This window comes from Candidatus Similichlamydia epinepheli (assembly GCF_003056015.1).
Map to the genome: position 1 here is coordinate 1 of NZ_PPEU01000034.1, position 8342 is coordinate 8342.

The following is an 8342-nucleotide window of genomic DNA, read 5'->3' on the forward strand; positions in this document are numbered from 1 at the left end:
AGCAATAGAACCAGACTTTGCTAATGTAATTAAACGATCTGCAAGAGGACGCAACGCTTTAGCCTTAACGACAGTCGTCTTGACACTACCACAAACAACCAAAGACTTTAGCATGTTTTAAATGTGCTATTTACGGATTTGGGAACGAGATTCGTTTCCAGGAACGGAGGCTACACTCGTATCCTTAAGATTGGGAAACGGGTAGGGGACTGCTCTGATCTTTGTGTATTGGAGTATCTCCCTGAGTAGGCTTCGCTTATTTTAAACGGCGGGGTTTTCTGGGGAGATGGTGTACAAGTTTGCAATTAATGGTTTCGGGAGAATTGGCCGCACTGTTTTTAGACGTTTGGTTGAGAAGGGGCTTTTATCAAGTATTTCCGCTATAAATGATCTTTCTTCTTTAGATAATCTTGCATATTTGTTGAAATTCGACTCGACTCATGGTGTGTTGCCTTGTTCAGTTTCTGTTGAAGATGATTTTCTAATAGTTGATGGGCATCGGGTGGTGATTTTTAGAGAGACAGACCCGAGTTGCATTAAATGGGGTCAGCATCAGATTGATGTCGTGATAGAGTCGACAGGTCGTTTTTGCTCTAAAGAGAGAGCCTCTTTACACCTTAAAGGGGGTGCACGTTCGGTTTTGATTTCGGCTCCAGCAGACGATATAACACCTATTGTCTGGGGAGTTAATCATGATCAGGCGCTTTCTTTTGTGGATAAAGTGTTTTCTGCGGCTTCTTGTACCACGAATTGTGCAGCAACTTTACTTGATGTTCTTGATAGAGCGTTTGGTGTTGAGGCGTGTTCTTTGTCTACGATTCACGCGACAACTTCATCTCAATCTCTCTTAGACTCTCCTTCTGCTAAAAACATGAGATTATGTCGTGGAAGTTTACAAAATATCATTCCTACATCAACCGGCGCTTCGAAAGCTGTCGAGGAGGTATTGCCTCGTTTGAGAGGGCGTTTATTAGGTACGGCATTTCGTGTTCCTCTTCCTAATGTCTCTCTTTTAGATCTTGTTCTGACATTTAGATCTTTTGTAACGCTTAATAATGTTATTAAGTCTTTAGAAGAGGCTGCATCTGGTTCTTACAAAGGGATCATTACTGTGACTAACGATTTCCTCGTATCGAGCGATATAAGAGGAAATTGTCATTCATCGATTGTGGATTGTAAAGCATCTGTTGCTATAGAAGGTCAATTGGTTAAGTTGGTTGCTTGGTATGATAACGAGAGAGGATACAGTGCAAGGGTGGTTGATCTTGTCCAGTTCATTTGTGACCGGTGTTTATAGGTTGTTAGTTTAATTATTTTTCCTTTTGGAAGATTAGTCTTAGAATAGGCTGTTTTCCTTCATTCTTATTGCAGATCTTGAGGTAGTGACTGTGCATTTTACGAGAGAGCCTATTGTTGAAACTGTGATTACTGCGAGAGAAGGTGCCAAGTTGCTCGTACGGAATGCTCGAGGGGCAGAGGAGTTGGACACTTACTTGGTAGAAGCTGTTGAAGTTGTTATATTTGGTGGAGCTGTTTTTTATCGTTCTGCTAGTCGGCCGAGTGCTTTTTTGGTGCCTGTTGGAGAGTATGAAGTCATTGAATGTAATTCTAATCGTTCTCACCTTAAGAAACCTTCGGAACGTTTGTCACGTCAAAGTCATCGTGAATCAGCTGTTGCTTCTTCTCTAGAGACCTCTACAGCTTCTTCCTCACCAAAGAAGACGTCTTCTTCCAGTCACCATGTTAGTACCACTGTTCCATCTAAGAATTGGAATAGTAGCTATAGTCAAGATGTACATCTAACTGAATCGCCTTCTAGTAAGCCGAAAAGAGTTCGTTCATCTTCTTCTAGAGTAAAAGGCAGATGCCCACCACCTTTCCCAGAAGAACAACAAGTCTCTGAAAATATCGATACTGCTTCTAAAAGTAATGACGATGTAGTAGATCGTGCTTCGAAAATTTTGGCTTCCCTCATTCCACCTCCTTCAACACTTGTTTCCGACACTCTTGTAGGGCAGAAAAAGTCTGCTGGGCAGAATTCTACATCGCATCAAGAACAACCTAGAAACAGAGGTGTACGTTCTGGTTCTGGGAAACGCGGGCGTTTTGATAGAGATAGAAGAAAAGAAATCGATTGAATCTAGGAGGGCTACTTGAAAAAGACTTTTTTTTGCTTTTTTTATTTTTTGCAGTCGATTCTTTACGGTGGCCCGATTCTTAAAGTTAGTTCTTTCGATGAATTACCTAGAGTTTTCGCTAAGTTGAATCCTCTTCAAACATTTGTTTTTCTAGATGTAGATGATCTTGTTTTATCTCCGAAGAGTAGCTTGGGGAGTGTGTCATGGTTTAAGGAAATGAAGAATATGCTTCTTCAACATGATCTGACAGATGAGCAATCTTCCTATGTACGGTCAGAGGTATGGGATTTTGGCCTGCGTCATACCTCGTTTTATCCTCCTAGTGAATCTTTAATGGACGCTTTGCGCTATTTGAAATCTAGAGAATTTCCTATTTTAGGAGTTACGAGGAGATCGATTTCATTTGCTTCTACTTTACCTTTATATTTAAGCAGTATCGGATGTGATTTTGCATCCGTACTTCCTTCTTTTTTGCGTATTTCTCATTTTCTTTCAGCTAAAGATCCAAAGTCTGCTTGGACACAAGGGGTTTTATTTGTAGGACCGTTATCAATATCGGAAGCTATTGAGAGGTTCGTACTAAATGTTTCTATTCCTGTGCGTTCTACAGTTTGTATTTCACTTGATAGTGAATTTTTGAATGAATGTCATAATTTCTTTTCAAAAAAGAAGACCAGCAACATAAGCTTACTGCTTAAGGCTGAAAGTAAATCTGATGAGAGAATGGAAGATGCGGAAGCGCAACTTCTTTCACTTACTTTATCTCCTACGGATGAAGAAATACGACAAACACAAAAATTCGACATCTCACATACGCGGAAAGACATTCTGAAAAAAATGAGGGATATCTGGAATCTATGCTCGGGGTGAGACTCGAACTCACACGGACCAACGTCCAAAGGATTTTAAGTCCTCCGTGTCTACCATTCCACCACCCGAACATGAACGCCCCCGAAGTGTAAAGTTGTCGTTACTTTGAGGTCAATCTTGAGCTTGGATCATGATACATTTTTTATGAAGATGGCTTTAAAGCAAGCTATGCTTGCATTTGATAATGGTGAGGTTCCTATTGGGGCGGTGATTGTTCATGATAATGAGGTTATAGCATCAGATTATAACAGAGTAGAAAAGCTTGTTGACCCAACGGCTCACGCTGAAATTCTTGTATTAAGACGCGCAAGTGAATCCATAAGTAATTGGAGGTTAAGAGGCATGTCTCTTTACGTTACTCTTGAACCTTGTCCTATGTGTATGGGTGCTATTCTTTTGGCTCGAATTTCTCGTCTTGTTTGGGCATCTTTTGATCCAAGAATGGGAGGAAATGGTTTGTCTGTTGGGTTGGCAAGAGATTGTAGTTGGGCCACTCTTCCTGATATGCGTGGTGGAGTTTTACGTAATGAATCATTACAACTTATTCAGACATTTTTTTCACTCCAGCGCAATAAGAAAGACAATTCATCTCCTTGAGTTTTTGGGCTAGAACTAGTAAACTCATATAAAGTTTTTTTCTAGGATTGGTTTTTTATAATGAGCAAGAAGAGAGAGAGAAAGGAGCGACTTCATCCGGAATATCGCATGGTTGCCTTTGTTGATACTTGTACTGGCGTTCAATATTTGTGTGGAACAACCTGGAATGGCAAGCAGGATAAAGTATGCATGATTAATGGGATTGAGTATCCCTTGTGTGAAATTTCTATTTCCTCTTCTTCTCATCCACTTTTTACTGGGCAAAAATATGTTGATACAGAGGGAAGAATTTCTAAGTTCAATAAGAGATATCGGAAGAGTTCGTCCTAAGTAAGCTTTTGAAATTTGTGTAATCACATGTCAGGTGAAGAAATTATATTTGATCCTTCTTTCAGGGAGAAATTTTTTGAAAGAGTGGAGCAAGTTCAGTCTCAATTATCTGACGAGTCTGTTTTTCAGGATCAAAAAGTTTTTGTGGAACTATCTAAGGAACATTCTCGTCTTGTTGAGATTACTAATGCTTTTATGGAGTGTGATCGTATAGATCTAGAGTTAAAATCTGTTCAACAAATGATTGAGACATCTTCTTCAGATGAGAGCATGAAATCTTTCCTGGAAGAGGAGCTTCAATTTCTTACAAAAAAACGTGAAGATGAAACTCGTCTTCTTGAACTTTTGCTTGTTCCGCCTGATCCTTTGGACGATTTGAATACTATTGTTGAAATTAGAGCTGGCACAGGTGGTGATGAGGCTGCCTTGTTTGTGGCAGATTGCGCGCGCATGTATCAACTTTATGCCGCAGAAAAGAAATGGAAAATTGAGACTCTTTCCGCTACTCCTTCTTCCTTAGGTGGATTCAAAGAGTATATTTTTGAAGTTACAGGCAAATCGGTTTATAGAACGTTTAGGCATGAATCTGGAACCCATCGAGTTCAGAGGGTTCCTGTTACTGAAGCTCAAGGACGGCTTCATACATCTGCAGTTACGATTGCAGTATTAATTCCTGACGATCCTTCTGCCCAAAAGTTAGAAATTGATGAGAAAGATCTTAAGATTCAAACATGTAGAGCTTCTGGGGCGGGTGGCCAGCATGTCAATAAAACTGATTCTGCTGTTCGAATTACGCATATTCCATCTGGAATAGTTTGTTATTGCCAAGAAGAGAGGAGTCAGCATCGTAATCGAGATAAAGCTATGAGATTGCTAAAGGCAAAGCTTTCTGAGAAAATAAGTTCTGAGAAGTCTGCAGAGGTAGCGGCTTTACGAGCGTCTCAAGTTGGTAGTGGAGATAGATCGGAACGAATTAGAACATATAACTTCCCTCAGAATCGATTAACGGATCACAGAATTAAAATGACACTTTACTCTCTTGATCAGGTGATGAATGGTGGATTGGAACCTATTTCGTCTGCTCTCATTCGTTGGCATGGTAAAAATAAATGCTCGAAGTCGAAAAACTTTCCGTAAAAGAACTGCTGAATAAATGGCGATTTGCAGCCAAACAAATTGGTCAGACTGCAATTGATATCGATTGGTTTTTTTGTCGTAAGTTCGATTATTCATGTTTATCGGATCTATATTTTAATGAAGATAAATTCCTTGATAAGAGGTTTGTTTGCGAGCTCGAATTTGATCTGAAACGATTGATAGAAGGATGTCCGCTTGAATATGTTTTAGGTGAGTGTTTTTTTGATGGAGAGTGGATACAAGTTCATTCATCGACTTTGATTCCTAGGCAAGAAACAGAAGAACTACTTAGGCATATTCCTTGGGGACATATACCTTATGATGGTCGTTATCTTGATTTAGGTTGTGGTAGTGGATGTCTTGCCTTGTCTATGAAGAAGATTATGTCTAATGCGATCGTTTGTGCGTCTGATATTTGTTCTTTGGCCCTTGATGTTGCTCATAGGAATGCTAAATTGTTATTGAGAGATATTATTTTTAGAGAAGGAAGTTGGTTTTCTCCTTGGGAAGGGGAACTGTTCGATCTGATTGTCTCCAACCCCCCCTATTTGGGAGAAGAGGAATGGATTAACATAGACCGATCTGTTAAAGATTTTGAGCCCAAGAAGGCTCTTGTCTCCGGAGCTACTGGGTTAGAGCATCTGACTATAATTTTGCAACAAGCACAATCTTATTTAGTTAAGAGAGGACATTTGGTTCTTGAGATTGGTTATTTGCAATGTAAAGAAGTTGAAAGAATTGCTAGACGATTTGGGTGGTTTAGTGTGAAGTCGCAAAGGGATTCTTTTGGGAAGGATCGTTTTCTTATTCTTAGTTGTGATTAGGTGGAGTCATGTTTTCTTTTTTGAGAAATGGATTGACTAAATTATTCCGTGGGATAAGCAACAAGAAATTTATTAGTGAATTTGATGCTCAAATCTTATTCGAGCAGTTACGTTCACTGCTTATAGAAGCAGATGTACATTTTTCCGTTATCGACTATCTTTTAAACAGAGTAAAAGACCACTCATCTGATGCCATTGAACTAGGGAGTTTTACACCTTCTTATCTTTTTGATTTGATCTATAAAGAAATTAGTTGTTTGCTCGGTTGGGACGAGAGAAGTCAACTTGAATCCGATAATTGTTTTGATAAAATAGAAAAAGAGATCTTAAACCTAGTTGAAAGTGATAAAATAAGCAGCTGGATATTTTGTGGGCTTCCAGGTCAAGGTAAAACTACACAGGTAGCCAAGGTTGCATATTTCTTAAAAAATAGTAATTCTTCTCTTTCTATTGGTTTAGTTTCGACAGACAACACTAGACCTGCTGCTGGAGAGCAGTTACGTTTACTTGCTGAGCCTTTGGATTTTCCTGTTTTTATTATTCAACCTGATCAGAGCCTTGATATTTTTATTGATTCTGTTTTGAAAGAGTCTAAAAAAAGAAATTGTCAACTTCTTTTAGTAGATACGGCAGGCTGTTTGGAAACGGACTTGGATGGATTAAATCAGGTTCAAGAGATTGCAGTTCGACTCTTTTCGGAAAAAGTTTTTTTTGTTGTTCATGGAGGAAAAGGTCAATCCGTTTTAGAATCTTGTCTTTGCTTTCAAAAAAGGATCGGATTGACGGGTTTGATTGTGACCATGTTGGATGGAGAGACAACTGGTGGTTGTTTGCTTTCTATGGTTCATAGGCTAGGTCTGCCTATAGAGTTTGAAGGGTTTGGTGAGCATCTTGATCATATTCGTTTGTTCAATCCTCTTTCCATGACTGATCGAATTTTAGGACTTGGGGATCCGTTTAATCTTAAGAGAAAATTAGAAAGCTCTTTAACGCCTGAACAGATAGAGGGTCTAAATAAAGATGCTTTGACAGTTGAATTTACGTTTCAGGATTATCTTGACAAGGCGCGAATATTGAGAAGTTGTGGGCCTCTTACTACTCTTTTAGCAATGGTTCCGGGATTTTCTAACTTGAGACTGAATGAAAGCGACTTTATTCTTTCTGATTCTATTATTTGTTCGATGACAAAAAAAGAAAGGAAATGTCTTGTTCAATTTTCAGAAAAGAATTTGCTTAGGATTGCTAAAGGAAGTGGTCGATCTGTTGATGAAGTTAAGCGAGTTATTGGTAATTTTGAGGCGTTGAGATCTACCTTTCGTGAGATGGGTTCATCATTTGATTTAAATAAATTAACAAAAATAATGGGAGAAATGAAATGGCATTAAAGATTCGGTTGCGACAACAGGGACAGAGGAATCGCAGAATGTATCGTTTTGTCGTTGCAGATGCGCGTTGTCCTCGTGGAGGTCGTTATGTCGAATGTCTTGGCTGGTACAACCCTTTTGCAGTAGAGGGGAAAGCCGAGTTCTTAATTTCTGAAGAAAAGACACTGTACTGGTTGGAGAGAGGAGCTCAACCAACTGATAGTTTCATTCATTTTTTAGAAAAGGCATCGCCATCTGCAATTGCATTTTTACAAAATCGACGGATAATGCGAGCGAAGAAAAGAAAAGAAGAAAGAAGAAGGGCATCAATTCGAAAGAATGGTTCTAATCGATAGAGCGAAGTGAATATTTCTATCCTTTCTCTTTTCCCATCTTATTTTAATGGTCCTTTTTCTTCTTCTATACTTGGTCGGGCAATTGAGGATGGTATTTTGACAGTTGACCTCGTAGATTTGCGCGATTTCGCCCTTCGCAAGGGAGGACGAGTGGATGATCGAACTTATGGGGGTGGTCCTGGAATGGTTATAGAGCCTCAGGTTGTTGTGTCCGCTGTTCAGAGGCATTCTCGTCCTGAGACGCGATCTGTTTTGCTTTCACCTGCAGGACGCCCTTTTACGTCTCGCGTTGCTAGAGAATTTGCACATGAGAAGCATCTTCTTCTTCTTTGTGGTCATTACGAAGGAATAGACGCTCGTGTATCTGATTTATGTATAGATGAGTCTATTTCTGTAGGGGATTTCGTATTAACTAATGGTTGTCTTGCAGCTCTTGTGGTTGTGGATGCTTTAAGTCGGTTTCTAGATGGTGTAGTTGGATGTGAATCTTCTGTGTTAGAGGACTCATTCGAGAATATGATTTTGGATTTTCCCCATTACACTCGTCCAAGATCGTATCTAGGTTATTCTGTTCCTTCTGATCTACTTTCAGGAGACCATCAAAAGATATCTGATTATCGAGCAGAAGCAGCCCTTGAGGAGACAGTACGTATTCGTCCAGATCTTTTAATTTCGTATCTTTTTGACAATTTATCTGAGAGAGACAGCCTGTTGATTAGATATACT

General features: G+C 39.4%; 12 protein-coding genes and 1 tRNA gene. 11 read left to right on the top strand and 2 right to left on the bottom strand.

What is annotated here, in order from left to right; genetic code table 11:
* A partial coding sequence (locus GCCT14_RS05535; protein WP_275655980.1) for a L17 family ribosomal protein occupies positions 1 to 114 on the bottom strand: 114 nt, incomplete at its 3' end.
* Positions 115 to 123: 9 nt separating this feature from the next.
* On the opposite strand from GCCT14_RS05535, the gene GCCT14_RS05635 reads away from it, so the two are divergent.
* From GCCT14_RS05635 to GCCT14_RS02790, 4 genes are all read left to right on the top strand, one after another.
* The gene (locus tag GCCT14_RS05635; protein ID WP_108624147.1) at positions 124 to 249 is read left to right on the top strand and encodes a L17 family ribosomal protein; all 126 of its coding nucleotides are present in this window, start codon (positions 124 to 126) and stop codon (positions 247 to 249) included.
* A 37-nt stretch (positions 250 to 286) separates the two neighbouring features.
* A complete protein-coding gene (locus GCCT14_RS02780; RefSeq protein ID WP_108624148.1) occupies positions 287 to 1297 on the top strand; it encodes a type I glyceraldehyde-3-phosphate dehydrogenase in 1011 nt (336 codons plus the stop codon).
* Positions 1298 to 1388: 91 nt separating this feature from the next.
* The gene (locus GCCT14_RS02785; protein WP_108624149.1) at positions 1389 to 2138 is read left to right on the top strand and encodes a hypothetical protein; all 750 of its coding nucleotides are present in this window, start codon (positions 1389 to 1391) and stop codon (positions 2136 to 2138) included.
* Positions 2139 to 2153: 15 nt separating this feature from the next.
* The gene (locus GCCT14_RS02790; protein WP_108624150.1) at positions 2154 to 3008 is read left to right on the top strand and encodes a DUF2608 domain-containing protein; all 855 of its coding nucleotides are present in this window, start codon (positions 2154 to 2156) and stop codon (positions 3006 to 3008) included.
* On the opposite strand, the gene GCCT14_RS02795 is transcribed toward GCCT14_RS02790, so the two are convergent.
* Positions 2997 to 3079: transfer RNA gene (locus tag GCCT14_RS02795), tRNA-Leu, on the bottom strand. The two genes, GCCT14_RS02790 and GCCT14_RS02795, sit on opposite strands and share 12 nt — an antisense overlap.
* Before the next feature lie 46 nt (positions 3080 to 3125).
* Between GCCT14_RS02795 and GCCT14_RS02800 the strand changes: the two genes are divergently transcribed.
* From GCCT14_RS02800 to trmD, 7 genes are all read left to right on the top strand, one after another.
* On the top strand, positions 3126 to 3605 hold the full coding sequence (locus tag GCCT14_RS02800; protein ID WP_204592939.1) for a nucleoside deaminase: 480 nt from the start codon (positions 3126 to 3128) through the stop codon (positions 3603 to 3605).
* Positions 3606 to 3665: 60 nt separating this feature from the next.
* A complete protein-coding gene (rpmE, locus tag GCCT14_RS02805) occupies positions 3666 to 3935 on the top strand; it encodes a 50S ribosomal protein L31 (RefSeq protein WP_108624151.1) in 270 nt (89 codons plus the stop codon).
* A 27-nt stretch (positions 3936 to 3962) separates the two neighbouring features.
* Entirely contained in the window at positions 3963 to 5072 is a 1110-nt protein-coding gene (gene prfA / locus GCCT14_RS02810; protein WP_108624152.1) for a peptide chain release factor 1, read from the top strand.
* Entirely contained in the window at positions 5045 to 5896 is an 852-nt protein-coding gene (gene prmC, locus GCCT14_RS02815) for a peptide chain release factor N(5)-glutamine methyltransferase (RefSeq protein ID WP_108624153.1), read from the top strand. The genes prfA and prmC overlap by 28 nt, the downstream gene beginning before the upstream one ends.
* Before the next feature lie 8 nt (positions 5897 to 5904).
* A complete protein-coding gene (locus GCCT14_RS02820) occupies positions 5905 to 7281 on the top strand; it encodes a signal recognition particle receptor subunit alpha (protein WP_108624154.1) in 1377 nt (458 codons plus the stop codon).
* A complete protein-coding gene (rpsP, locus tag GCCT14_RS05565) occupies positions 7272 to 7616 on the top strand; it encodes a 30S ribosomal protein S16 (RefSeq protein WP_108624155.1) in 345 nt (114 codons plus the stop codon). The genes GCCT14_RS02820 and rpsP overlap by 10 nt, the downstream gene beginning before the upstream one ends.
* 6 nt (positions 7617 to 7622) lie before the next feature.
* Positions 7623 to 8342 (top strand): tRNA (guanosine(37)-N1)-methyltransferase TrmD (gene trmD / locus GCCT14_RS02830; protein ID WP_108624156.1); only part of this gene is annotated, 720 nt, incomplete at its 3' end.

Coding starts and splice junctions, on each gene's coding strand:
- GCCT14_RS02780 (WP_108624148.1), top strand. CDS start 287: ATGGTGTACAAGTTTGCAATTAATGGTTTCGGGAGAATTGGCCGCACT.
- rpmE (WP_108624151.1), top strand. CDS start 3,666: ATGAGCAAGAAGAGAGAGAGAAAGGAGCGACTTCATCCGGAATATCGC.
- prfA (WP_108624152.1), top strand. CDS start 3,963: ATGTCAGGTGAAGAAATTATATTTGATCCTTCTTTCAGGGAGAAATTT.
- prmC (WP_108624153.1), top strand. CDS start 5,045: ATGCTCGAAGTCGAAAAACTTTCCGTAAAAGAACTGCTGAATAAATGG.
- GCCT14_RS02820 (WP_108624154.1), top strand. CDS start 5,905: ATGTTTTCTTTTTTGAGAAATGGATTGACTAAATTATTCCGTGGGATA.
- rpsP (WP_108624155.1), top strand. CDS start 7,272: ATGGCATTAAAGATTCGGTTGCGACAACAGGGACAGAGGAATCGCAGA.